The organism is Streptomyces sp. NPDC059909 (assembly GCF_042730885.1).
Taxonomy (GTDB): Bacteria; Actinomycetota; Actinomycetes; order Streptomycetales; family Streptomycetaceae; genus Streptomyces.
In genome coordinates this window covers 2,714-26,414 of record NZ_JBHWKX010000039.1, presented here as the reverse complement: position 1 = coordinate 26,414, position 23,701 = coordinate 2,714, and the positions used below count along the sequence as shown (strand labels likewise).

Genomic DNA, 23,701 nt, shown 5'->3' with positions numbered 1-23,701 from the left:
GAGTTCAGGTGCTCGACAGCGTGGGGATGCTGACCGGAAGTCCCTGGATCTACGCCGTGGTGGCCCTCTCCGTACTTCTGGACGTCTTTCTGCCGGTGCTGCCGAGCGGCGTGCTGGTGATCACGGCGGCCACCGCCGCCGCAGCGGGATCCACAGCCGCCGCCGGATCGGCGGTCGCGGCCGCCGACCAGATGCCACCGCAGGAAGTGCCCTCGCTCCTGGCCCTGCTGCTCTGCGCGACCACCGCCTCCGTGCTGGGCGACCTCGTCGCGTACCACCTCGCCTGGCGCGGCGGCGCACGGCTTGACCGGGCGATCGCCAGGTCGCGCCGCCTCACCACCGCGCAGGAACGTCTCGGCGCCGCACTGGGCCGATGCGGCGGCCTGCTCGTGGTCATCGCCCGGTTCGCCCCGGGCGGCCGCTCGGTCGTCTCCCTCGGCGCGGGCGCGGCGCACCGCAGGGTGAAGGACTTCCTGCCCTGGTCCGCCCTCGCGGCCGTGGCCTGGGCGGGCTACAGCGTCGGCCTCGGCTACTTCGGCGGCCAGTGGATGGGCACGACCTGGGTGGGCGTGGCGGTGTCGGTCCTCGCCCTCTTCGCGGCCGGCTCGCTCGCGGCGTACGTCATCCGGCGTCCGCGGGCTCGGGAACGCGCGTAGCCCCGCCGCCCCCGCGCACCTCCAGCCCGTCGAGCAGCGCGCGCGTCGCCTCCGCTATCTCGTCGACGGCCCGCTCGAACACCTCCCTGTTGTGCGCGGCGGGCGCCCTGAAGCCGGACACCTTGCGTACGAACTGCAGGGCGGCGGCCCTGACGTCGTCCTCGGTAGCCTCGTGCGGGAGAGCGGGCGGGCGGAGGGTCTTGATGCTTCGGCACATGCCTCCAGTGTGGGCCACGCCACTGACAACGCACCGCTCGCCCGCACCCGATCGCGGGGCCGATCAGCACCTTTCCTGCGCGCGTCGTCGTGCCGACAGCGTCCAGGACATCCAGCGACACGGTCCCGGGCGTGGCGTTGACGACGACGTCCCGATCACTCCGGTCCGCCTTCTTCGCCTACGGCGACGCTCACCATGGCCCCGCAGCCCGAGTCGTAAAGAGGAACCAGGACCTGCGAGGTGTGCGCTTCACGGCATCACGCGGTCACAACGGTCATGCGGTCATGCCGCGTCCGCGACACCGGGCCCCACGGCACCGGCACCGGCGCACGGCCCCGGCCCGGCACCCGCGTCGGCCTCGACGGCCGCGGCCCACTCCACCAGCAGCCTCTGGTAGCGCGCCTCGTCCACAGCGGACAGCCCGCCGCCGGAACGGGCCCACAGCGCACGGATCTCCGCATTCACCAGGGCAGCGGACCGCACGGAACCAGGCTTGCGAGGGTTGGGGGACATGGGCACAAGGCTACGGCTCCCCACTGACAACCGGCACCCGTAGTGTGGGTGCGGTGACGGAGACCATAGTTTTCGACATCGGCGGCACGCTCGTCCGTGACGACCGCTACTGGGCCTCGTGGGCCGACTGGCTCGATGTCCCCCGGCACACCCTGGCCGCGCTCGTCGGCGCCGTCACCGCCCAGGGCCGCGACAGCGCGGACGCCCTGCGGCTGCTGCGGCCCGGTATCGACATCGGCGCCGAGTACCGCGCCCGTGAGGCCGCCGGCCTCGGCGAGCAGCTCACCGAGGAGGACCTCTACGCCGACGTACGCCCGGCGCTCACCGCCATCCGCGCCAGCGGCATCCGCGTCGTCGTCGCCGGGAACCAGACCGCGAAGGCGGGCCGGCTCCTGCGCGGCCTGGACATCCCCGCGGACCTGGTGGCCACGTCCGACGAATGGGGCGTCGCCAAGCCCGCCCCCGAGTTCTTCGCCCACGTCCTCACGGTCTCCCGCGCGGCCCCGCACGAGACCGTCTACGTCGGCGACCACCCGGTCAACGACGTGTTCCCCGCCAAACGCGCGGGCCTGCGCACCGCACACCTCCGTCGTGGCGTATGGGGACACCTGTGGGCCGACGACCCGGACGTGATCGCGGCGGCGGACTGGCGCATCGACTCACTGACCGACCTCACGAAACTCGTCGACCGACACGACCGACACGACTGACACGCGACTGACACGACCGGCACGACGTCCGGACGGTCAGGACGGTCAGGACGGTCAGGACGCGAAGAGCGCCGCGGGCTGCGGCTGCTGACCATGCGTATCCGTCCGTGACCGGATGGGACCACCTGACGGTGTCGCGGCTCACTATGTTGGGGCTCGTGACCGAGCCCTGGAACCCCGCCGAACCCGGCGTCCTCCGACTCCCCTCCGGCCGCCTCGTCCGCGGCCGCGCCCTCCGGCGGCCCCTCCCGCCCGGTCCCCCGCCCACGTACGCCCTGCACCTGTACGGCAAGCGGCTCCCGGAGGTCCCCTGGGAGGCCCACTGGCTCCGCTGGCCGGACTTCCGTCTGCCCAGCGACCCCCCGCACGCCCGGGCGCTCCTCCACGAAGCGTGGACGCGCGCCGGCACCGAGCGCGTCGAGGTCGCCTGCGGCGGCGGCCGGGGCCGCACCGGCACCGCCCTGGCCTGTCTCGCGGTCCTCGACGGCGTTCCGGCCACCGAGGCGGTCGCGTTCGTCCGGCGCCACTACGACCGCCGGGCCGTCGAGACGCCCTGGCAGCGGCGGTACGTCCGGCGTTTCGAAGGTCAGCCGCGACCCTCGTAGGTGCTCCGCCTGGGCCACCGACGTGAAATTCCGCAGGGCGTCCGCGTGCTCTGTGGATGACCTCGACGTATGCGGACCGTCGCGATCTCCGCACGCTTTCCGCCTGTTGACGGGAACGCACCGTCGCTTCGGTCGCGAAAGCCGATGACAGGGATCGCCGTCGCACGAGCGTTCGGCACCGAAGCGCTCGGCACCGGAGCGCTCCCCGCCCCAGGTCTCAGGTGCCACCCGTCAGACGCTCGGCATGTGCTGCCTCGGCGGCCGTCACGTCACCGCGCCGACTGCTGTGCAGCCGCCAGCGGTTGACCGTTCCGTCCGGCCCCCGCATCTCGCCGGCGGAGAGAGCGAGATCGATGCGGTCGCGCACCACGTGCTCGGTGGCGGGTTCCGTGGCGAAGAGTGTGCGCAGCAGCACCCGGTTCCCGACCCGTTCCGCACGGGTGTGGTGTGCGGCGAGCGGACACGGCGGCGGGTGTTCCCAGTGTCCGCACAGCGCGACGGTGATCGCCGCCCCTGGCGCCTGCAGGTCCGCGTCCTGCTGTATGACGAGGACCGCCTCGTGCACGTAGGTACGCCGCATCGGGCCAGTATGCCGGTCTCCGGTCTTCACGACCGCCTCTTGGTGCCCGGGGCCGTCTCTCGCCTGCCGGCCGCCTCTCGCCTGCCGGCCGTCATCTCGCCTGCCTGGCCGCCTCTCGTGTGCCGACGACCTCTCGCCTGTCGGCGACCTCTCGTGTGCGCGGCCGCCGTTGACGCTCTTGTGCCCGGCTCCGGACTGCCCGATACTCCAGCGCAGCGCTTGTCGGGGACACGTCACCACGTCCCCGACTGCGCCTCACGGGCCCCTCACCCCCCGGGCCCCTCCCATCCCCAGGAGGAGATCTGTGAGGAACGAGCGCACCACCCCACGTAGCGGCACCGCGAGACGCATCCGGATGCTCGCTGTCGCCCTCGGTCTGGCAGCCGCCACCGCGGTCGCCCTGCCGAACGCCAATGCGGCCGCCCCGCAGACGTACAGCGCCTCCCAACTCGGCCGGGTCAGCGCCGCCGTGGAGAAGGCTGGAGTCGGCGGCACCGCCTGGTATGTCGACAGCGCGTCCGGCCGCGTCGTCGTGACCGCCGACAGCACCGTCTCCAGCGCAGGGATCGCCAGGATCAGGAAGGCGGCGGGCGCAGATGCGGGCGCCGTCAAGGTCGAGCGGGCCTCCGGCGTCTTCACGCCGCTGCTCTCCGCGGGCGACGCCATCTACGGTGGCGGCTACCGCTGTTCGCTCGGGTTCAACGTCGTCAGCGGCAGCACGTACTACTTCCTCACCGCCGGCCACTGCGGTGACGTCGCCAACACCTGGTACACCAATTCCGGCCTGACCACGCTCATCGGCCCGACCGTCGGCTCCAGCTTCCCGGGCAACGACTACGCCCTCGTCCGCTACGACAACACCTCGCTCAGCCACCCGGGCGGTTTCACCGCGGCGAACGCCTTCGTCGGTGAGCCGGTCAAGCGCACCGGTTCCACCACCGGCACCCACAGCGGCACCGTCACCGCGCTGAACGTCACCGTCCACTACAGCGGCGGCGGCACGGTCCGCGGCATGATCCAGACCAACGTCTGCGCCGAGCCCGGCGACTCCGGCGGAGCGCTCTACGACGGCACCAAGGCGCTCGGCATCACCTCCGGCGGCAGCGGGAACTGCTCCTCCGGCGGCACGACGTTCTACCAGCCCGTTCCCGAGGCGCTGAACAAGTACAACGTCAGCCTCTACTAGCGCGGCACGTACCGGCGCACCCCAGCGCTCGTGACACTGCACGTACCGCCGCCCGCGACGGCAGCACCAGGCGAAGTCCCCCACGGGTCTCTTCCGTGGGGGACTTCGCGCGGACAGCGCGCTGCGTCCGGGGCGCCGAATTCCGTTGCCGGTCGTGGCGACGGGTTGGGATCCTCTCGCGCATGGCTGACTGGGCAACCTTCGTCGTCGTGTCCGAGGACGGCGACCACGAGATGTACGAGTCCCGCTTCGGAGCGGTCGGCATCGACCTCGACCTGCTCGCCGGCCCCGACGTGGTGCTGCCGTTCATCCGCGCCCATGCCGCCGCGGACGGCCACTGGCGCGACGACGTCTGGTGCCAGGGAGCGGCGCTGGTGGACCTCGGCCGCAAGGTGCTGCTGATGTTCGCCTGGGAAGGGCCGACCGCCCGTATGCGCCACCGCGCCGCCGCCTGGGAACTGCTGCGCCACGCCTGGCCCGGCTGGGAGCTGCGCTGGACCTTCGACGGCCCGGCCGACCTGCGCGCGTATCTGGGGCTGGACCCGGAAACGGTCCGCGACCAGGACCGGCAGGTGTGCGCCGGCATCGAGATCGAGCCCGACGACGTGGATCCGGCGGAGGCCGATCCGCTCTTCGCCGTCGTGACGCTCGGCGCGGACCGCTGCTGCCTGGTCTGGAACGGCGAGGACCACCCGATCGCCGAGGGCCCCGGCCTCCTCGACCGCCTCGCCGCCGTACCCGACCACGGCACCTGCACCCTCGCCGTCCAGTCCGGCATCCATGTCGATCCGGAACGCCGCCGGGTGGGGTGGTGGCTGCTCGACGCCCAGGCCGAGGCGTACGAGATGGCGTCCCGGTGGCCCGGCTGGAGGGTCGAGTTCTGGCAGGACCGCTGGGACGAGCACGTCCGTGCGTCGAACGGCCGCTTCACGCCACCGCCGATCGAGCGGACCCTTGCCCTCGACGAGGTGCGGGAGGAGGCCCGGCAGCACTGGTCCGGCCGACGCGGCTCGGGCCTGCTCGAACTCGTGGAAGCCCTCAAGACCGCCGACCCCGGCACCCGGTTCGGCAGCGGCTTCGTCCCCGACATCCCCGCCGACCTCACCCGGCCCGCCCTGCTCGCCATCGACGCGGCCTGGCGGGACGCGGCGCGCCCGGTGGCCTGACCGGTCCGCGGAGGCGCCACGGGAGGCATGAGCCCGGGCATTCACCTCGTACGGTCACAGGAGGCTGCGGTCTCGTCCCGCCGTTCGGGCAGGCCAGTGTTCCCACACAGGATCGACGAACAGCGCGTCGGGACGTCACAGCCCCAGGACGTCACAGCCCCAGGGAGATGGCCAGTCGGGTGAGCTCGGCCGTGCTGTTGATGTTGAGCTTGGCCCGGATACGGCGGAGATAGGCGTCGACCGTGTGCTTGGAGAGCCCCATGTGGCGGGCCGTCTGCAGGTAGGTGCGCCCGGCGGCGATGTGTCGCAGCGTCTCCTGCTCACGCGGGGCCAGGGCGGGTGCGGCGGTTTCGGTGTTCGGCGTGGCGAGTGCGAGGCTCATGGGATTTCCTCCGACGGATCGGATCGGATCGGTCGTCGTCACTGCTCGCACCGTCGGAAGCAGGGGGCGTATGTCCGAATAGAGTCTTTTGTCCCCTGTTCAAAAGCCTGCCGCCGCGACTTCATGACGGTGTCCCCCGACTGTCACAGGCGCGTCACAGGGCACGCCCCGCGGGCGCGTCGCGGTGCGATCACGGACAAGAGCCGGCCGGCTGCAGAGACGGCTTGCCGCCCCTCCAGCGGAATCAGTTGCTTCACCTTCTTGGGCCTCAACAAGACGGTTCACCGTGAAGTCGGGAACGACCGCCTTCAGCGGTCCCCCATGGAACGGCGTGACCAACTGACGTACCGCATATGCCCAGTTCATGCGACCGAGGGTCTCGGCGGCATCAATCGATACAGGCCGGAGCGTACGTGCCCACACCTGCGCCGCGCCGCGCCTCGGACATCGTGCCCGAGACCCTGCACGACCTGATCAGCCCGACATCTGCGGCGCCTCCTGACAGAGGGTGCACCGCGCTTCACCGACTGGACAGCTGCGCGACTGCGGGGTCGGCCACCTGCGCGAAGGGGCCAGGTGGCGACCGGTCGCCGCGCGAACCCGCGCAGCTGTGTGTGCGTCCCGGGCCAGGTCCTTCCGCGTATCGATCTTTGGTCCGGGTCGTGAGTCACGGGAGGAAGGGGGGCTCCGTCCCCATCAACCTGAACCAGTCACCGTCGAGGACCTGCCGCTTCCAGGCGTCGACCTCGTCCTCCGAGACCTTGTACTTCTTGGCGACCTCGGCGCTCTTCACGTCCCCGTACAGCATGACCATCACGATGCGCATCTTGTCCGCCACCGAGAATTCTCCCTTCGGCTTGTCCGGCAGATCGCTGAACCGGAGGCAGCCGCCCGTGCCGCCGTCACCGCCACGACCGCCGGTACCGCCGAAGAAGCCGTCACCGCCACGGCCACCGTCACCGCCACGGCCACCGATCCCGGACTTGCCAGGCTCACCAGGCTTACCGGGATCACCCGGCTCGCCGAGCAGGCCGCCACGGCCGCCGTCACCGCCACGACCGCCGGTACCGCCGAAGAAAGCGTCACCGCCGCGACCGCCGTCGCCGCCACGACCACCGATCCCCGGCTTGCCCGGCTCACCGGGCTTTCCGGGCTTTCCGGGCTCACCGAGCAGGCCGCCACGGCCGCCGTCACCGCCACGGCCACCGTCACCGCCGCGGCAGCCGTCCGAACTCTCGCCGACGCGGTTGTCGGCACTGGCGGGGTGGTCTCTGCCTGCATTGCTCTGCGCCGGTGCGGCGCATGCGGTGCCGACGGCGAGGGCCACTGCGGCCGCCGCCAGGATGATTGGACGCTGCCAAAGATTTCTGGACATGGGGACTCCGTTCCACGACATGGATGTTCACCTGCAGGTGCTGTGCGCCAGGACGCCATCCGTGACGGCCGGGCGCTCTCCGCGTTGCCGATTCGGCGGGGGCACGGGGGAGGTCGTGAAGACCTCCCCCGGTCCGGGTGGGCCGCCGACGGCCCGGACGTGGACCGTCCGGGCCGTCGCCGGGTGACGGTCAGAAGAAGCCGTTACCGCCCTGGCCACCGGTGCCACCGAAGAAACCGTCACCGCCACGGCCACCAGTGCCACCGAAGAAACCGTCTCCACCACCGCCGCCCTTACCGCCGAAGAAGCCGTCACCGCCACGGCCACCGGTACCGCTGAAGAAGCCGTCACCGCCACGGCCACCAGTGCCACCGAAGAAACCGTCTCCACCACGGCCACCAGTGCCACCGAAGAAACCGTCACCGCCACGGCCACCCTCACCGGTCTGGATGCCGGTTTGGTGATCGGCGAGGCTCACCACCGGCGCAGCGGGCTTCGGGGCCGCCATCGCGGTAGCCGGAAAGATGACGCCTCCACCGATCACGGCGGCCGAGGCGAGAACCGTCGCGAGGCGAAAACGTCGGCGATTCGGGCGGGCATAGTCGTTGGTGTGAACATTACGGGTCATGGGTTTTTCTCCTCGATTCAGTGGATTCTTGAACGTTCCCACGAATTAGGGGCGGCGAATCGGTTTCCATCGGGATGAACCGGTGGTTCGGTGAGAAGGATTCCTCGGTGAGGAATTCCGCTCCACCGTGCTGCCGCGTTTCCTTTTCCGTGAGGACACTTCCAGTAGGCCTGAGGGGCGCAGTATGGTCACGTCCCGGAAAATCGGGGCTTGACCATGCCGCAGGCGTCAGGTAAAAGCCCGATAAGGAAGCACCGCCCCAGGGCCCGCACCGGGAGCCGGGTCGGTCGCGATGCCCGAACTGTCAGCTTCCGCGTGGCACGCCACCGAGGTGGGGTAGGACCGCCGAGCTCCAACAGCCGCCCGTGGTCGCAGACTTCAAGTCGACCTCTCGGAATCAGGCCGCCCTGACATATCATCAACTTTGCTGATCACGGGGGCCGTTGACGCGACGGGCGGCCGGAAGCCGCGAACAGGTCCGGACATCGGGCGACCGTGCGAGCACAGCTTGCGTCGCCCCCGCGGCCGGACGACCGTCAGCACAAATGCCGCCCGCCATTTGCAGACGGCAGCCTTGGGACGGAGATCCGCGTCGGGTGCACGAGAGGGTGAGGGACTGCCAGGCCCCTCACCTTCAAGTACGGCATCTTCGCCCGCTGCTTCACCGGCAGCGGGCCCAAGATGCCCTGCATCGCCTCGGCAGGGAGTCGGCGAGGCCATGGGGGATCTGCTGCCGGGACAGCGATGACCCTTCACGCCGTCGTTCGTCCTCGGCACACCGACCGGTCACCCTCGTGCGAGCCGCAGGGAGGCACTCGTGCCCGATATTTCTGCGGCCCCGGACTCGGCGACGCACTGGCAGGGGTGCCGAACGGGCACCGGCCCCAGGTGGACAGCAGCGCCGAAGGTGCGGTGGCCGGCGCACGGACCCCGGCAGACGGAACCGGCACGCGTCCCGGGTGTGCCGAACGACCGGGCCGAACTCAGCACATCGGCCGCCCCGGAGGACGGCCTGCCCGCATTCGTCTTCCGTCGCGCGCCGTGCTGGAACAGGCAGAAGCCTCCATCCCCTCGAGGTCGTGCGGGCGCTCCAGCGGACGCGACCGCGTCGAAAGCACAGCGCGGGATATGCGCATACACCGTTTCCCGCGGGACACGCACGAGCCCGGCCGGGTGGCGCGTCCCCCGACGCTGCCACCCGGCCGGGCTGTGTTCTTACCGGCGCTGGACCGGTCCGCCCATTCAGCGGGTGTTGACGGTGCCATTGTTGATCGGCACGGTATTGCCGTTGCCGATGATGACGACAACATTCCCCCTCCCACCGCCTCCGTTCCTGCCCCCGCCGTCGCGGTCGCGGTCACCGTCACGCCAACGGTCGCCACGGCGCCCGTGGTCGCCGTCGCCGTGGCGCCAGTTGTCGCCATGAGCGGCTGCCTTCGCAGTCACCGCGTGCGCCGGTGCGGGGGCCGCGAACGCGTTGGCGGGCAGCAGCGCGCCTCCTGCGGCCAGAGCGGTCGAAGCAGTCAGCATGACAAAGCGACGGGTGCGGTAAGTGCGAGCCATGGGAATTCTCCTTCGCGAGAAAAAGAGGGTGAAAGAACTGCCGGACGCCCCTGTGGATTCACGGGCCCTTCGACAGCGGGACAGTGTGTCCCGTCAAGCGCCGTCAGGATTGTTTATGACGATGCGGGCGGGCCACCTGCTCTGCGTGAACCCATGCCTCAATTAAGCCCGGGATAAGCAGCTCCGTCATGCCGCTGCATTTCGGGACTTGACAGACCGACGACGGTCAAGTTAAAGCAACCCGTAGAGGCAGTGGCTGAATGATCTGCCAAGACGCCTTGCCCATGACACCGACAGCAGCCGATCATTCGAGCATGAGACCCGAAGTGCAGGCGTTCGTCGCCGACGGCCCACTCCCCGACTGGGACGCGAGCGAAGAAGAGATCGAAAGGCGCGACAAGCAGCTTCGGGCAATCTCCCGACCGGTTACAGCGGAGGAAGCACTGGCGCTGGCCGCGTGTTTTGGACCCGACGACTGCTACGGCGTCGCCTGGACGCTGGTGCACCTCATCGAGACGAGCCCTGGACCGGTGCCCACAGTGGCTCGTCCGGCTCCCGACGCCGACTACTGGCGCCACACCCTGTGGGGGCGGTGGGGGGACGAATAGTTCGGCGAGTACAACGTGACGAGTTAGCACCGTGAGGTGTCTCAAGCACCACCCCGATGCGGTACCGGTGACTGCTGACTCTGCGCCCTAGGGACAGGGGAACGTCGTGATGGATCACCTGAGCCCAAGGCGGGAGGCAGTGCTGGCCTGTATCCGGGAGTGGGTCGCCCAGACCGGTGCGGGGCCCACCGTCCGGGAGATCGGGCAGCGCGTCGGGCTGTCCAGCCCGTCGTCGGTCGCCTATCAGCTCGGGCGGCTGGAAGAGCACGGTGTCATCGCGCGCAGCGGCCGACGCCGGCGTTCCTGCCGTCCGGCCTGAGCGATCGGCCCGCCATGTCCACCTCTCCTGATCTGCCGCCCGACCTGGAGCGTCTTCGCGTGCTGGAGACCTTCCTGCTCATCACGCTGGCCCGGGTCCACGAGCTGATCGCCCACCGCGAGCAGCAGGCCGTCATCCACCAAAGGGCGCAGCGGCGGAAGCGGCCGGCGGAGTGGACGATGGAGATCAGCAGCAACGGGCGCACGCCGATCGGCGTGCACGCCGGGGAACGCCGGATGGGCGGCACGCAGACCCGCACGAAGGCGATCACCAGGGAGCAGGCGGTGCGGGCGCTGGCCGAGGGAGTCGAGGCCTGCCGGTTCTGCCGCCCGGACTCGGAACTGGGCCTGCTGGACTGAAGCTTGAAGTGCTTGTTTCTGAACCTGCCGATGTCCCCGATGGGCCTGGCTGGCAGGATGTCGCGGACAGGGCGAGTCAGGGACAGGCATGACCGAGTGGGATTTTCACGAGTGGCAGGCAGCGCTTGGCGCTGTCGATCCTCAGGCAGCGGCCTTGGTCGGGCTGGCAGCAGCTGAGCGCATCTCTGGATGCCTTGACGATGAACGATTCCGGCGCCATGGCAGTTCGGGTGCAGAAGTGGTCAGGGATCTGCTCCAGGCGTGCTGGACCAACGCCCGCGCCGGGGACGGGTCCTCACTCTCCCGGCTTCGGGAGCTTGCCGATCAGTTGGCCGATTGGTCCAGCGAGTACTTGACCCTGTCGCTGACCGATCTGTTCCACTCGTACGAGACACTGCCTGAGGACGGTCCCGAAGGCGACGAGGGACCTGATGGCGGAGCCGCTGACCTGGACGAGTTCCTGGAGGAGGCTGAACCCGAGGGGGCAGTGATGATGCATCTCGACGCCCTGACGGCCGTGTCAGAAGCAGCATCTGCCTGCACTGGTGGGCCTTGGGATGGGGCCCTTCGTTGCCTCCAGATCACTGCGATCGCTGCGAGTCGGCGCGATCCTCTGCTTCCTGGACCGGGCATCGAGTTGCAGCGGCAGCGCGAGGATCTTGCATTGCTCGGGGCGGCAGCGAGCACCGAGCCGAGCCGTGTGGCTGCTGATCTGCAGGCTCGCGCCCAAGCTGATGCTCGGGGGTGGAAGCAGGCCACTGAGCAGATCGATCTCCTGCACGGCTGAATCCCGGACCAAGATGTCCTGGCGTTTAGGCGCTGCGGGACTTGCGGCCTGACGTCCTCTCAGCCGGGGCCTTTTCGCGGCCTTCGCCGTCTTCTTGGCCGCGGTCTTCTTCGCCGTGGCCTCTTCTTCGGCATCTCGTGCACCGTCGCGTCGCCGCGCCGCTCCACCAGGGTGGTCGACACACCGAGGCGCGGCAGCAGGTTCAGCAGCACCGAGCCCGTGCCGCCGTAGGTGGACTTCTGCCCGATGACGTGGTCACCGGCGGACACCAGGGCGAGCACGGCGGTGGTGAGCGCGGCCATCCCGGACGCGGTGACCATGGCCGCCTCGGTGCCCTCCAGCTCCGCGACGACGGCCGCGACCTGTGCGTGGTTCGGGTTGCCGAAGCGGGTGTAGAAGTCCTTGCCCCGCGGTTCGACGGCGCCCTGCGCGAACGTATCCCCGTCCTCGGCCCAGAACGTCGCCGTCTGATAGATGGGCAGTGCCACGGCGCGACTGGGATGGATTTCACGATCGGCGTGAACGGTGATGGTGCTGTTGCCTGGCATGGCTGCCCTTCCGTGGACCGTCGGTCTGACGCCATGAAGCGTGACCGACCATCGCTCCGATGTGGGCGGATCTTGGCAACTTTGGCGTACATCGGTAGTGGTCCAGGAAGCCGCTTGCAGCCGGCTACCGCAGGCGCTTGCGCCCGCGGTAGCCACGAGGTGGACCCGACACCCGCCACGTCCCTCTTACCGCGTGCCGGTGGGTGCGACCAGGAGGCCGCCGACGAAGGTGTGGGTGGGGTTGAGGTCGCGCAGGGTGTCGTCGGGGCACTGGGCGGGGCCCCGGTCCCAGACGGTGAGGTCCGCCGCGGTTGTCACGCAGCTGGACACTCAGCCGCGTTGGTCGAGCGTTCCGCCAACAGGTCGCGCTGATCGACCAACGCCGCAGCTATCCGGTTGCCCACGAGTGTCGGCCCGCTTTGATCACCGCCATGACAGCTGATGCCGCAGCTAACCTCGCTGACTATCAGATCCTCGCCAACCAGATCATCCTCGGCATCAAGATGCTTATGGAGTAAGGCGGTTACTCGCCGCACGAGACCTTGGATACCTTCGTTGCCAGGTATGAGGTGCTACGTGTTGAGCGGCCGGATCAGCAGGCCCCCACATACGGCCCGGTCCAGCATACGGAGGCTTTCGCCGGCCTGGTCAGGACTGGCCGTGGCGGCGCAGCAGCCCGCGCAGACGCGCGAGCGGCGAAGGCCCGTCCCTGCGCGAGTAACGCGGGCCGCCCTCCGCCCGCAGATCATCCGCCACGTCGTACCGCTTCCCGTACTCACCGAGGAATGCCTGCAACGTGGCCACAGCAGGAATGGCGATGAGGGTGCCGGCCGCACCGAGCAGCGCGGTGCCGGCGACCACGGAACCGAAGGCCACCGCCGGATGGATGTCCACGGTCTTGGACGTGAGCTTCGGCTGAATCAGGTAGTTCTCGACCTGCTGATAGACCACGACGAACACCAGCACCCACACCGCGTACCAGGGATCGACGGTGAACGCGACCAGCATGGGCACGGCCCCGGCGAGATAGGTGCCGATGACCGGGATGAACTGCGAGACCACGCCCACCCATAGGGCGAGCACGGGGGCGTACGGCACGCCCAGCACTGCCAGCATGATGTAGTGGGCGACCGCGGAGGTCAGGGCCATCAGCCCCCGGGAGTAGAGGTAGCCGGCCGTCTTGTCGACCGCGATCTCGAAGGCCCTGAGTACCTTCGTCTGTTTGGCCGGTGGCAGCAGCGAGCACAGCGCGCGGCGCAGCCGGGGGCCGTCCGCAGCGAGGTAGAACGTGAACAGGAAGATCATCAGCAGCCGGAACAGACCGCCCAGCACGGAAGCCGAGAAATCGAACACCCCGCCCGCATGCTTCTGTACGTACGTCCGGAGCCAGTCGGAGCGCAACAATCGGCCCGGGACATCGACCCGCGACAGATCCGTGTGGAACGTCCTGTTGATCCAGCCGATGACCGAGTCAAAGTACCCCGGGAAGTTCTCGACGATGCCGCTGATCTGACCCGCCAGCATCGAACCGAACAGCACGAAGAACCCCGCCGCCCCCAGGGTCACGGCGAGACACACCAGGAACGCGGCCAGGCTCCGGCGGATCCCTCGGGACGTCATCCGGTCGACGCCCGGCTCGATCCCCAGCGCCAGGAAGAACGCAATCAGAATGCTGACCAGCAGAAAGGTGAGCCTCTGGAACGCCCAGCTGCCAAGCTGGAAGGCGGCCACCATGGCGAGCGCAAGCACCATGGCACGCGGCAGCCACCTGGGTATCCGGGCGGTACCCCCCACTCCGCTGGGTGACGGGGATTCGGACGGCCGTGGCTCCTGGCCAGGGTCCGGCTGCGTCATCGACCGTGGACACAGACTGTGCTAGCGGATGCCGAGCGCCACGCGCACTGTTCGCCGGGCATCCTTGATCGCACCGGGCAGAGAAAATCCCGCCTGGAGCGTCTGCGTGACCACTCGCACATGGGCTCGCGAGCAGACGCAACGACCATTCGCCTGCCGTGGGACCTCGGCTCACGAGCCCACACGGTCATCCGACGCAAGCGCACACGTATAGCAGTCAAGGACCACTGTTCAGCACAGATCACATAGTTCAGGAGGAATCCCGATATTATCCGGCCTGTCGCTCTCACACTTCTTGTCTACCCTCTGCTATGCCTCCGCGCAGCCCCACCGGCCATCCGGCATGACACGTGCTCGATAAGGGCATCGCCCACACCTACAGCAGCAGGGACCCGCCATTCCGGTGATCGCACAGGCCGTTCCCATGCTGGTCGCGTTCCTGGAAGATCTCACCACCGCCCGCAGCGAACCGGCCACCGAGACCCAGCCCCTGTTCGCACCGCGTAACCGCGCGGCAGTGGCTCCCACCTGTTGGCCAGAGCTTCGGCCTCCGCACGTGCCGGCAACGCGTCCAGTGAGGCAGATTCCGCCTCCAGGATCGCGGCAGCGGCGTAGTCGATCGCGAACGACGCGTAGTGCTCCGCATCGTCCGCGTTGTGCTCGGCGCTTCCGCCTCCCGCTGAGCCTGTTCGACCGCAGCCGACAGCTGCTCCCGGTTCCTGGCGACGCGGGGGGTGGGAGACCTCGGTCGGCCGTCGACGTCCGCTGCTGTTGGCGTACGGGTTGGCGTACGCCAACAGCGGTCCCCGACCCGCCGCGCACGGTGCGGCTTGCTCGGCGCGCGGGCCGCGCGCTGCCGGTCGACCCTCTCCAGCAGCATGAGCTGACCCGAGCGCCCCGCGCGCTTTCCGGGCGAGCGCATTTCGGTGCCGGGCAGCCGGTGTCAGGGTTCGGTCGCCGTCGGTGACGCCCCGAGCAGCCTCGGTCGGATCACCCGAATGGCGGTTGCGGAGCGCGCTTGCGGGTGCGCTTGAACACGTAGCGTGCTCCGATCGTACCGGCGGGGGGCTCTGTTCTGTTCGTCGAAAGGCTGGAATCCCATGTCCATGTCGACCGACCGCATGGCGGCGCTCTCGGAGAAGGCGCACGAAGCGCAGGAGAAGGTACAGCACGCAATCTCCGAGGACAGGAAACAACTGTCGGACTCGGTCACCAAGGCCAAGCAGGACTCGATACAGAGGGCGGACAAGCTCCAGCGCGAGGTGGCGGCGAAGAAGGCCGAGGCCTCCGCCTCGCTGGCGGATGTGGGCACCAAGTGGCAGGAGCACGTCCAGTCCGTGAAGTCCCACATCGAGGAGCGGAAGGCGGAACTCGACATGAAGCGTGCCGATCGGTTGGCGGACGATGCGGAGTCCTACGCGTTGGACGCGATCAGCTTCGCCTCCGCCGCGATCGAGGAGGCCGAGTACGCCACGCTCGACGCGGTGCTTGCCCGTTCGGATGCCGACGCCAAACACACGGGGTGATCCGGAACATCAAGATGCCCCCTCCGAGAACCCTCGAAGGGGGCGTTTTCCCTTTTCAGGGGCGGTGGCTGGGGCCGGGGTCGAACCGGCGATCTTCCCTCCGCGGCGTGAACGGTTGCCGGCACGACCGTGCATTGCTGTTCGCCGACGCCGAAGAGTTCGGCCCGCTGCGCCTCTTTGTGGAAAGGAGCCGGGCGCCCTGTAGTACGGCGGTCCCAGCCATGCGCAACCCGCTGCAGAGAGGGCCTCGGCCCCGCTGACCTCGCGGGTGCGGACCCGGCAGCGCGAACTCGGCGTGCTGGAAGCATGCGAGTGGCTGGCCGAGGCGGCGCCGACGCTGCGTGCCGGCATCGAAGCAGCCGGTCTCCCTGTCGCTGAACGCCCGCTGATGGCTCGGGATCCGCACCACCGGCCTCTCAAGCCGGTGGTCCCCTCGAAAGGAGGCTGATGGGCTCGTTCGGTCCGGCGGGAATTACTGGTCGTCTGCCATGAGCGACGTGATCAGGGGTGCCAAGGCGGGTCCGAGGAGAGTGGCGACGGCGATGGCGCCGAGGGTGATGCCCCAGGCGATGGGGCCGAGGGGGGTGCAGCCGAAGAACTGGCTGACGCCGGGGGTTTGGATGATGGCGATGAGGACGGCTGCTGAGCCGAGTCCTGCGGTGAGGACGTTGCGGTCGAGGCCGCCGGTGGTGAGCGTCTGGACGAGCTGGGTACCGACGACGGCGGCGAGGGCGACGGTGCTTGCCCGGCGTCCGCGACCGGTCAGGCGGGCTGCTGCCCAGGCCAGGGCTGCGCCGAGGGCGGTGACGGTGCCGCGCAGGAGCATTTCGTGGGTGAGGGCGGTTCCCAGGGAACGGTGGGGGCCTTCTTTGAGGAGGCGTTCGCCGGTCTGGCCTGAGGGTTCGCGTACGGCGATGGCGAGGGAGGGGGCCAGGTCGGTGAGGAGGTTGACGAGCATGATCTGACGGGCGTTGAGCGGAGTGGTGCCCGTGAGTACGGAGGCGAGGACGCTGAAGGTGACTTCGCCGAGGTTGCCGCCGATGAGGATGGCGAGTGCCGCACGAACCGAGGCCCACATGGCGCGCCCTTCCATGAGGGCGGAGACGATGGTTTCCAGTCGGTCGTCTGTGACGACGAGGTCGGCCGCGGCGGTTGCGGCGGGTGTGCCCCGGCGGCCGAGTGCGATGCCGACGTCGGCGAGCCGGATGGCGGGGGCGTCGTTGGCGCCGTCGCCGGTCATCGCGACGACGCGGCCGAGCCGCTGGTAGGCCTGGACGATACGGACCTTGTGGCTGGGGCTGCAGCGGGCGATGACGTCGACCGTGGGCAGCAGTTCGTCGAGGGCGTCGTCGTCGAGCTCGTCGAGCTCTGGGCCGGTGCAGACTTTTGGGTCGGTGACATCGCTGATGGTGGAGGCGATGGCGTCGGCTGTGGCGGGATGGTCGCCGGTGAGCATGACGGTTTGCACGCCGGCTTCCCGCAGCTGGGCGGTGGCCGGGGCGGCGCTGGTGCGCACGGGGTCGGCGAGAGTGATGAAGCCGAGGAAGACCAGGTCCCGTACGGCTTCGTCGGTGAGGTCTTCGCCTGGGTTCATGCGGCGTTCGGCCACGGCCAGGACCCTTCGCCCAGCTGCTGCGAGTTCCTCGGCTGCTGCAGCAAGGGCTCTCTTGGCAGTGTCGTCAAGGGAGGCGGCGCCGTGCGGCTGCCGTCGTCGGTTGCATCGGGTGATGACGTTCTCGGGCGCTCCCTTGACGCTGAGCAGGGTGCCGCCGCTGGTGTGGCCGGCGGTTGCGTGGTAGGCCCGGCGCGGCTCGAAGGGGAGGGTGTCCGTGCGGGTCCAGCGGGGCGCACCTTCACGTGGAGCGACGTTCGCCCGGCGGGCGCCGGCGATGACTGCCCGGTCGGTCTGGTGGGCCATTGGTTCGGCCTGCCGCGTGGGCGGGGTGGCGCGCAGTGCTGCGGCGAGGATTTCCTTGAGGCGGGTGTCGAGCCTGTCCACGGGCGCTGCGCTGTCACCGTCGCTGATGTCGGCAAGCTCCAGTGTGCCTTCGGTGAGGGTGCCGGTCTTGTCGAAGCAGAGTACGTCGGCGCGGCCGAGTGCCTCGATGGTGCGGGGGTTGCGTACGAGCGCGCCCACGTCGGCCAGGCGGCGTGCGGCGGCCAGTTGGGCGGCGTTGACCAGGAATGGCAGGCCCTCGGGGACGGAGGCGACGGCGAGGTTGACTGCGGAGGCGAGATTGTCGGAAAGGGTGCGGCCGTGCAGGAGGCCGGAAAGGCTCACCGCGGCGGCGGAGCCGAGAGCGATCGGAATGCTGTAACGCGTGAGGGAGGACAGTCGGGCCTCCACACCGGTCTCGGGTGCGGCCTGGCGGGCGGTGGCGAGGTTGCGTCCGGCTTCCGTAGCCGCTCCGGTGGCTACGACGACGGCAGCGGCCCGTCCGGCGGAGACCGTGGTGCCCTCGTAAAGCATCGAACTGCGACCGGTGATGTGTGAGGCGACCACGGGAGCCGGGTCCTTGCCCACGGCGAGGGACTCGCCGGTGAGTGAGGACTCGTCGACTTCGAGGCCTTCGGCTTCCAGCAGACGGCAGTCCGCCGGCACGACGTCCTCGGGTCCCAGGACGATGATGTCGCCGGGCACCAGATCTCCGGCGGCCACCAGCCGCTCCCTGCCGGCCCGGCGTACGCGGGCACCGATCGCGGAACGGGCGAAGAGTCCTGCCAGTGCCCGCTCGGTCCGCACTCGCTGAAAGCCGCCCACCAGCGCGGACGTTGCGGTGATCGCGGCGACCAGTGCGGCGTCCGTTCGGGAGCCCACGGCCGCGGCCAGTGCCGCCCCGGCGGCGAGGATCGGGGTGAGCGGATTGGACAGTTCTTCGATGAAGGCGTGAGGCAGGCTGAGCTTCGCGGGCTCACCCGTGTGCGCCTCGCTGCTGCGGGCGGCCACCTCTTGCGCGGACAGGCCCTCCAGGCGCGTGCGCAGACGCAGCAGGACACGGTCGGCGGGCATGAGGTGCCAGGGGATGCTGCTCACCGGTGGTGCGAGCGGGCGGCTCAGCAGCTGCCGGGCGCGCCAGGCGCCCAGGCAGAACGCTGCACTGCCGGCCGTGTTGCTCACCGCCAGGACCCGCGCGGTCGCGCGCCAGGCGGGGGCCTGAAGTGCTGCGACCGCGCCGACCCCGCTGCCGCCGGCGGCCAGGTAGTGGCTGTCGCGGTCCACCTGGGCGGCTGACCCGACGGCGTCGACGATCAAGCCCGCAGCTTCCAGGTCCGTACCGACCAGCACATGGGCCCCCCAGGGAGTGCACTCCTCCCCGCGGTGCACACCGATCGCGCAGTCGGCCCCGCCCAGCGCCTGGCGATTGCCGGAGATCAGCAGCACGACGGCACCGTCGGCCTGCAACCGGCGCACCGAAGCCACCAGACGGCTGCCCGCCGGTACCACGGCGTCGGCGAACGAGGGGCCCGGGGTTTCCCGATCGGAGGCCACCACCACACGTGCCCCGGCCCGTCGTGCAGCTGCCGCCACGGCCTCGGCGCCGGGCATCGACTGCGTCCCAAGGCCCACCACCGCCTGGAGCCGGCGCTCGTGTGCCAGACCCAGGACTTTCTCGCTACCGCGGCGCCGGAGCCGTTTCGCGGCCTTGCGGCCGGTGGGACCGTCAAGATCGAGATCGTCCAGCGGCCCGAGCGTCCAGTCGTCGGCGCGGCTGATGGCCAGCGGGGTATCGGAGTCGAAGAGGCTGAAGAGCCGCTCGGATGCCTGCTCAGGATCGGTGCTCTCGAGCAGCTCCAGATCGACCGGCTCATACCGGTCGCCCCGCAGAGCCTCTTCCTCAAGGAGGATCGTGTCCACCTGTCCCAGGCGCCTCAGGGCGGTGCGGTCCATCGTGACCACACCGCGCAGCGCCAGATGCCGTCCCAGGCTGGTGGCGAAGCCCTCACGGCCGGCGTTGGGCGCCTTCGGCACAGAGGCGATGGCGATGGCGAGCGCCTTGCGGATGCCGGCGAACGGCAATGTGCTGGCACCGGCGGCCGTACCGGCCGCCATCGACCGCTCCGCATAGCGGTCGGCGCCGTCCTTGGGTGGACTGGCCCGGCCGACCGGCACCGCGTCGGCCGAGGCCTCCTCGGGGCCGCGGACGAGCCGTGGCTCGCCCTCCCGCCACGCCCTGCGTTCGGCGCTCGCCTCTCGCCACACCGCCAGGCGCTGCAGCACGTCCAGGGCGAGCCCTCCGCCGCCCGTCGCCACACCCTGCAGCAAGGCGCCGACCACGGGCAGCAGCGAGTCGGCCTGCTCACCCCCGCTGAAGTCCTCGACCAGATGCCGCAGCCGTGGATGGTAGCGAAGGGCATCGACGACTCCGGCCACCTCCGGGGGCAGTCCCACCCACGGAGCGAGCCGCCGCAGCGTCACGACAGTCAGTCCCAGCGTGTCCGCCACCAGGGCCGGCACCGACGGGAAAGGCGGGCCTTCCGCCGGGTGATGCGGTTCCGGCTGCCATTCGTCGAACGCCTCCGCATCCGCGGCATGGTCGCCCTCCGCCTGCTCCACCAGTGCGACCAGCTCGTTCTCGGGCGGAGGCGGCGAATCGACCGCCACGACCACTCGTTCCATGGGCGCATTGACCCGGGCCCACAGCACTCCCGGATGCTGTTCCAGCGCCCGCTCCACACGACGGGCAACGGCCACGCCCCCGGCCCCGTGCACACCGGACACCGTGATGTAACAGCGCCCGGACGTCCACCACACCTCGCGGCGAGGCTCCTCAAGAAGACTCTCCGCCAGCCCCCAGGCAGCCCGCGCACCTGCCGCCACGTGAGAAGCAACGCCCGACACGATCGGCCCGAGGAAGGGAAGCACCCCCACATTCGAGACGGCATCCGGTGACATGAACCGTGCCTCCTCGATGTAAAGCGGTCACGCGAACTCTAGGAAGCAGTCTGGGTGAAACCCATGAAACCAGCGAGACGGGATAGACCACCAGTAAGGGGCCCAAATAGCTCATGATCGAATAGGCGAGGCGATACCCATGCCCCCCACGTCCCGAAGTCACTTCCCTTCCAGTACCGGAACCGCTGCCCCAGGCGAGCGCCTGGCCCAGCCCCCTCCCGAAGACACCCCACCGTCAGCCAAGCGGCGCACGATCACGTTGACCGTGCCCTCCACCGACCAGATCACGACCGGAGCCCTGAACGCCGCCCTGCTCCCCGTCACCGTCGCCCGGCAGGTCCTCCCCGCCAAACGAGGCCTCCCGCTCTACCTGGGCCTGGGCGTCCTCGGAGCCGCAGACGTCCTGGAATGGCCAGTCGCCATCGGCATCGGCATCGGCTACGCCGTCCTGCGCCACGGCGGCATACTCTCCGGCCGGCCAAGCTCCACCCCGGCTGCCCAGCCGTCTGCAAAAACCGAGGAGGAGAAGAACACCATGACCACCGCACGCGAGATCATGACCCCGGACGCGACCTGCATCGGAGCCAAGGAAACCATCCTGGACGCGGCAAGGAAGATGACCGAACTCGGTGTCGGAGCACTGCCCATATGCGGCATCGACGAAAGGCTCAAAGGAATGCTCACTGACCGCGACATAGTCGTGAAGGTCCTCGGCGCCGGCAACGACCCCGCGCAGGTGAAGGCCGGTGACCTCGCCCAAGGCGAAGTGGTGACCATCGGCGCCGACGACGATGCAAGCGAGATCCTGCGCACGATGTCCTCCCACAAGGTCCGTCGGCTGCCGGTCATCGACGGCCACATCCTCGTCGGCATCGTCGCCCTGGCCGACGTGGCCCGCGCCCTGCCGGACACCAAGGTGGGCGACCTACTCGAGACACTCTCGATGGACTAGAACCCCTCCACCCGCCCTCAAGGCGATGTCGACCGGCAGTTCACCTAATGCGTGAGCACGCGCACGGCCCCGGCAACCCCGGTGCGGCATTGACCTGCGCCGTTCTCCTGATGCCAAGGGGACCACGACCGGTTGATGATGTCGTCGCCCATGCTGCCTGGACGCCGGTCATGCGAGCCTGGCATTGGCAGGGGCGCGGGCGCGGTCAGTAGAGGTAAGGCGCGACAGGGCGCCTATCACGAGGAGCTCGACTCGATCGGGGACGGTCTGGTGGAGATGGCGCGGCTGGCCGACTCGGCGATGGGCCGGGCCCCCAGCGCGCTGCTCGATGCCGGCCTCAGCTGGCTGAGAACGTCATCTCGGCCGACGACCGGGTCGATGACCTGCAGCGCGATCTGGAGAGCAGGGCGATTGCCCTGCTGGCGTGTTAGCAGCCGGTTGCCACGGACCTGCGGATCGTTGTGACCTGACCGCGGACCCTCACGCTAGGAGCCTCAAACTGCCTTCGACGCACCCATAGGTACCGCCGCGCCTGAGCGATCTGCACTGAGAGGGCCCACCCGTGCCATATGAGCCACAGCTGACGTCACGCAAGCCGGCGGTGTAGTGCGCGCGGCGGACGTCGGCTCGCCCTTACGTTTCGTTGGTCTTGCCAGAACCGGCTACTTCTTCCGAACGCTCCTTCGCTTCTTCCTTCGCCTTGCCGCGTACGACCCACGTGGCTCCGCCGACGGCGAGCGCGATCGGCCACTCGAGAGCACCCGCGACGGTGAGCGCGCCCAGACCGCCGTAGAAGAGCAGGTCCTTCCTCCGCACCGCGGGCAGTCGTGAGGTCATCTGCTGCACGTTTGCCTTCAGATCTTGCGGGGTGAAGTAAGGAAGGGGCACCTCACGATGGGCGGTGTGCATGTGCAGAACCTGTCCCTCGTGCTCGGTCTTCTTGTGTTCCTCTTCCTGCGCCGCGGCCGACGGCGCCGTTTCAGCTGCACTGGCCATCTCGACCACTCATTTCGACTCAAGAGGATGAAGTGGTTCGTTTCCATTCTGCCGTCTCTGCAGCCCGGACGATACGAAGAGCCGTCGCGGGACTCGCCCCGGGAACGGGCATGAAGGCCGCCGCTGCAAGCCTGCGGAGGACGGCGCTGCTGAGGCGCGTCCCTACCGCGGGGTCGGCCCCGTTATCGGTAGGTCGATCCCGTGTCGCCGGTTTCACGGGTTTCACTCAGAGACGGGGCGCGCCGCGTGGGCCTGCGGGCAGCATGGCTGCTACGCAGCGCACCCGCCTACCCGAGCGTGATGACCGCCCCCACTCACACAGCGCACGACCTGCGGGACCTGGTCGGCAAGCTCACCCCGGCACAGTGACCTCAGGACCTGCCGGGAGCACAGCGGCGATGCCGCTGCCGAGGACGAGCGTGACCATGTCCTCCCTGGCAGTTGGACTGGTCCGGTGAAACGCTGTCCGAAGACAGCAGCCGCCGGTGCGGCGCTTCTTCGTGCCCGCCCGGCCGGGAGCAGGGAGGCGCAGGCGATGCAGGGTGACCCCGAGGTCGTGGAGTTCCGCAACGAGCAGCTGACTGCCGAGCTGACCGCGATCAATCAAGCGAAGGAACGAAGTCGAGCGAAGGATCAACGCGTTGAACAACTCCCGGGCCGTGGCCACGAGGTTCGACATGCGGGCCTACGTCTTCCACCGGAACAATCGCCGTCGCAGCGATTCTCCTACGGCTTCCTATCCGACCCGATTCGCCGACGGCAATCCAATAAGGCAACTGCATTGGCACCTCCCAGGCCCCCAGGGCCTGGAGGCGCGTCGCTGGGCCCCAGAAGATCCGCCGAACAGGTCCTAGCTGGGAAGACTCGTCGTCCGAGCGCTCGTGCAGTTGACCGAGCACTTGGGAGAGGTCCGCGGAGGACGGCTTGGGGCGCGGCCGGCGGGCGTCGGCGCGGGTCTGGGCGGCATAGGGGCCGTAGTGCCGGACGCCGCGAGGGTCGACCGTGCCGTTGCGGCGGATCTCCCGGCTGATCGTGGACAGGCTGCGGCCCAACTCGGCGGCGATCGCCCGCACGGTGGCCTTCTCCCGAAGCCGGTCAGCGATATGGATCCGGTCTGCCTCGCGCAGGTAGCGGGAGTGAGCGGGCGGGGGGGACAACACCGCCCCCCCCCCCCCCCCCCACCACCCCCCCCCCCCCCCCCCCCCCCCCCCCCCCCCCCCCCCCCCCCCCCCCCCTCTCCCCCCCCCCCCCCCCCCCCCCCCCCCCCCCCCCCCCCG

At 69.6% G+C, this 23,701-nt stretch carries 24 protein-coding genes and 3 pseudogenes; 14 read left to right on the top strand and 13 right to left on the bottom strand.

Annotated elements, in window-relative coordinates; translation table 11 throughout:
* Window positions 1-8 precede the first annotated feature (8 nt).
* The gene (locus tag ACFV9O_RS24910) at window positions 9-656 is read left to right on the top strand and encodes a DedA family protein (protein ID WP_385421304.1); all 648 of its coding nucleotides are present in this window, start codon (window positions 9-11) and stop codon (window positions 654-656) included.
* On the opposite strand, the gene ACFV9O_RS24905 is transcribed toward ACFV9O_RS24910, so the two are convergent.
* Both ACFV9O_RS24905 and ACFV9O_RS24900 read right to left on the bottom strand, forming a co-directional pair.
* The gene (locus tag ACFV9O_RS24905; RefSeq protein ID WP_385421302.1) at window positions 622-873 is read right to left on the bottom strand and encodes a DUF2277 domain-containing protein; all 252 of its coding nucleotides are present in this window, start codon (window positions 871-873) and stop codon (window positions 622-624) included. The genes ACFV9O_RS24910 and ACFV9O_RS24905 overlap by 35 nt on opposite strands.
* A gap of 282 nt (window positions 874-1,155) precedes the next feature.
* A complete protein-coding gene (locus ACFV9O_RS24900; protein WP_385421301.1) occupies window positions 1,156-1,386 on the bottom strand; it encodes a hypothetical protein in 231 nt (76 codons plus the stop codon).
* Window positions 1,387-1,439: 53 nt separating this feature from the next.
* Here ACFV9O_RS24900 and ACFV9O_RS24895 point away from each other — a divergent pair, with 53 nt between their 5' ends.
* Window positions 1,440-2,096 (top strand): HAD family hydrolase, encoded by a 657-nt coding sequence (locus tag ACFV9O_RS24895; RefSeq protein WP_385421300.1) that lies wholly within the window; start codon window positions 1,440-1,442, stop codon window positions 2,094-2,096.
* 146 nt (window positions 2,097-2,242) lie between these two features.
* Window positions 2,243-2,701: a protein-tyrosine phosphatase family protein gene (locus ACFV9O_RS24890; RefSeq protein ID WP_385421298.1), complete on the top strand. Its 459-nt coding sequence runs from the start codon at window positions 2,243-2,245 to the stop codon at window positions 2,699-2,701.
* A gap of 217 nt (window positions 2,702-2,918) precedes the next feature.
* On the opposite strand, the gene ACFV9O_RS24885 is transcribed toward ACFV9O_RS24890, so the two are convergent.
* On the bottom strand, window positions 2,919-3,281 hold the full coding sequence (locus ACFV9O_RS24885; protein ID WP_385421296.1) for a hypothetical protein: 363 nt from the start codon (window positions 3,279-3,281) through the stop codon (window positions 2,919-2,921).
* 304 nt (window positions 3,282-3,585) lie between these two features.
* On the opposite strand from ACFV9O_RS24885, the gene ACFV9O_RS24880 reads away from it, so the two are divergent.
* Together ACFV9O_RS24880 and ACFV9O_RS24875 are read left to right on the top strand one after the other, a co-directional pair.
* Window positions 3,586-4,467, top strand: a complete 882-nt coding sequence (locus ACFV9O_RS24880; protein WP_385421294.1) for a S1 family peptidase — start codon at window positions 3,586-3,588, stop codon at window positions 4,465-4,467.
* A gap of 182 nt (window positions 4,468-4,649) precedes the next feature.
* On the top strand, window positions 4,650-5,633 hold the full coding sequence (locus ACFV9O_RS24875) for a hypothetical protein (RefSeq protein WP_385421292.1): 984 nt from the start codon (window positions 4,650-4,652) through the stop codon (window positions 5,631-5,633).
* Between the two features lie 151 nt (window positions 5,634-5,784).
* On the opposite strand, the gene ACFV9O_RS24870 is transcribed toward ACFV9O_RS24875, so the two are convergent.
* The 4 genes from ACFV9O_RS24870 to ACFV9O_RS24855 all read right to left on the bottom strand — a co-directional run bounded on the left by ACFV9O_RS24870 (window position 5,785) and on the right by ACFV9O_RS24855 (window position 9,581).
* Window positions 5,785-6,015, bottom strand: coding sequence for a response regulator transcription factor (locus ACFV9O_RS24870; RefSeq protein WP_385412734.1), 231 nt, complete (start codon window positions 6,013-6,015; stop codon window positions 5,785-5,787).
* Window positions 6,016-6,682: 667 nt separating this feature from the next.
* Window positions 6,683-7,390 carry a DUF1153 domain-containing protein gene (locus ACFV9O_RS24865; protein WP_385421291.1) on the bottom strand — a complete coding sequence of 236 codons (708 nt, stop codon included), beginning with the start codon at window positions 7,388-7,390 and terminating at the stop codon, window positions 6,683-6,685.
* Window positions 7,391-7,580: 190 nt separating this feature from the next.
* Window positions 7,581-8,060: a hypothetical protein gene (locus ACFV9O_RS24860; protein WP_385421289.1), complete on the bottom strand. Its 480-nt coding sequence runs from the start codon at window positions 8,058-8,060 to the stop codon at window positions 7,581-7,583.
* 1,200 nt (window positions 8,061-9,260) lie between these two features.
* Window positions 9,261-9,581 (bottom strand): hypothetical protein, encoded by a 321-nt coding sequence (locus tag ACFV9O_RS24855; RefSeq protein ID WP_385421288.1) that lies wholly within the window; start codon window positions 9,579-9,581, stop codon window positions 9,261-9,263.
* Between the two features lie 314 nt (window positions 9,582-9,895).
* On the opposite strand from ACFV9O_RS24855, the gene ACFV9O_RS24850 reads away from it, so the two are divergent.
* The 4 genes from ACFV9O_RS24850 (at window position 9,896) to ACFV9O_RS24835 (ending at window position 11,654) form a co-directional block, all read left to right on the top strand.
* Window positions 9,896-10,189, top strand: coding sequence for a hypothetical protein (locus tag ACFV9O_RS24850; protein WP_385421286.1), 294 nt, complete (start codon window positions 9,896-9,898; stop codon window positions 10,187-10,189).
* A 109-nt stretch (window positions 10,190-10,298) separates the two neighbouring features.
* On the top strand, window positions 10,299-10,508 hold the full coding sequence (locus ACFV9O_RS24845; protein ID WP_385421285.1) for a hypothetical protein: 210 nt from the start codon (window positions 10,299-10,301) through the stop codon (window positions 10,506-10,508).
* A 14-nt stretch (window positions 10,509-10,522) separates the two neighbouring features.
* Entirely contained in the window at window positions 10,523-10,867 is a 345-nt protein-coding gene (locus ACFV9O_RS24840; protein WP_385421283.1) for a DUF6233 domain-containing protein, read from the top strand.
* A gap of 88 nt (window positions 10,868-10,955) precedes the next feature.
* Window positions 10,956-11,654, top strand: coding sequence for a hypothetical protein (locus tag ACFV9O_RS24835; protein WP_385421282.1), 699 nt, complete (start codon window positions 10,956-10,958; stop codon window positions 11,652-11,654).
* 59 nt (window positions 11,655-11,713) lie between these two features.
* Here the strand turns inward: ACFV9O_RS24835 and ACFV9O_RS24830 are convergent, their stop codons facing one another.
* Together ACFV9O_RS24830 and ACFV9O_RS24825 are read right to left on the bottom strand one after the other, a co-directional pair.
* Window positions 11,714-12,202, bottom strand: a complete 489-nt coding sequence (locus ACFV9O_RS24830) for a PLP-dependent transferase (RefSeq protein WP_385421281.1) — start codon at window positions 12,200-12,202, stop codon at window positions 11,714-11,716.
* Between the two features lie 186 nt (window positions 12,203-12,388).
* The gene (locus tag ACFV9O_RS24825; protein WP_385421279.1) at window positions 12,389-12,520 is read right to left on the bottom strand and encodes a hypothetical protein; all 132 of its coding nucleotides are present in this window, start codon (window positions 12,518-12,520) and stop codon (window positions 12,389-12,391) included.
* Here ACFV9O_RS24825 and ACFV9O_RS24820 point away from each other — a divergent pair.
* Window positions 12,514-12,720: a hypothetical protein gene (locus ACFV9O_RS24820; protein ID WP_385421278.1), complete on the top strand. Its 207-nt coding sequence runs from the start codon at window positions 12,514-12,516 to the stop codon at window positions 12,718-12,720. The two genes, ACFV9O_RS24825 and ACFV9O_RS24820, sit on opposite strands and share 7 nt — an antisense overlap.
* 130 nt (window positions 12,721-12,850) lie before the next feature.
* Here ACFV9O_RS24820 and ACFV9O_RS24815 read toward each other — a convergent pair whose 3' ends face one another.
* Entirely contained in the window at window positions 12,851-13,954 is a 1,104-nt protein-coding gene (locus tag ACFV9O_RS24815; protein WP_385421276.1) for an AI-2E family transporter, read from the bottom strand.
* Window positions 13,955-15,156: 1,202 nt separating this feature from the next.
* Between ACFV9O_RS24815 and ACFV9O_RS24810 the strand changes: the two genes are divergently transcribed.
* Entirely contained in the window at window positions 15,157-15,582 is a 426-nt protein-coding gene (locus ACFV9O_RS24810) for a hypothetical protein (protein ID WP_385421275.1), read from the top strand.
* 472 nt (window positions 15,583-16,054) lie between these two features.
* Here ACFV9O_RS24810 and ACFV9O_RS24805 read toward each other — a convergent pair whose 3' ends face one another.
* Window positions 16,055-20,200 (bottom strand): cation-translocating P-type ATPase, encoded by a 4,146-nt coding sequence (locus ACFV9O_RS24805; protein ID WP_385421273.1) that lies wholly within the window; start codon window positions 20,198-20,200, stop codon window positions 16,055-16,057.
* Window positions 20,201-21,011: 811 nt separating this feature from the next.
* Between ACFV9O_RS24805 and ACFV9O_RS24800 the strand changes: the two genes are divergently transcribed.
* Entirely contained in the window at window positions 21,012-21,428 is a 417-nt protein-coding gene (locus ACFV9O_RS24800) for a CBS domain-containing protein (RefSeq protein ID WP_385421364.1), read from the top strand.
* A gap of 276 nt (window positions 21,429-21,704) precedes the next feature.
* Window positions 21,705-21,856: pseudogene (locus ACFV9O_RS24795) on the top strand (PhoU domain-containing protein); the annotation flags it as partial.
* A 205-nt stretch (window positions 21,857-22,061) separates the two neighbouring features.
* Here ACFV9O_RS24795 and ACFV9O_RS24790 read toward each other — a convergent pair.
* Window positions 22,062-22,433, bottom strand: a complete 372-nt coding sequence (locus ACFV9O_RS24790; protein WP_385421271.1) for a hypothetical protein — start codon at window positions 22,431-22,433, stop codon at window positions 22,062-22,064.
* A 526-nt stretch (window positions 22,434-22,959) separates the two neighbouring features.
* Between ACFV9O_RS24790 and ACFV9O_RS24785 the strand changes: the two are divergent.
* Window positions 22,960-23,064, top strand: a pseudogene (locus ACFV9O_RS24785) (bacterioferritin); the annotation flags it as partial.
* A gap of 280 nt (window positions 23,065-23,344) precedes the next feature.
* On the opposite strand, the pseudogene ACFV9O_RS24780 reads toward ACFV9O_RS24785, so the two are convergent.
* Window positions 23,345-23,560, bottom strand: a pseudogene (locus ACFV9O_RS24780) (helix-turn-helix domain-containing protein); the annotation flags it as partial.
* Window positions 23,561-23,701: the final 141 nt, after the last annotated feature.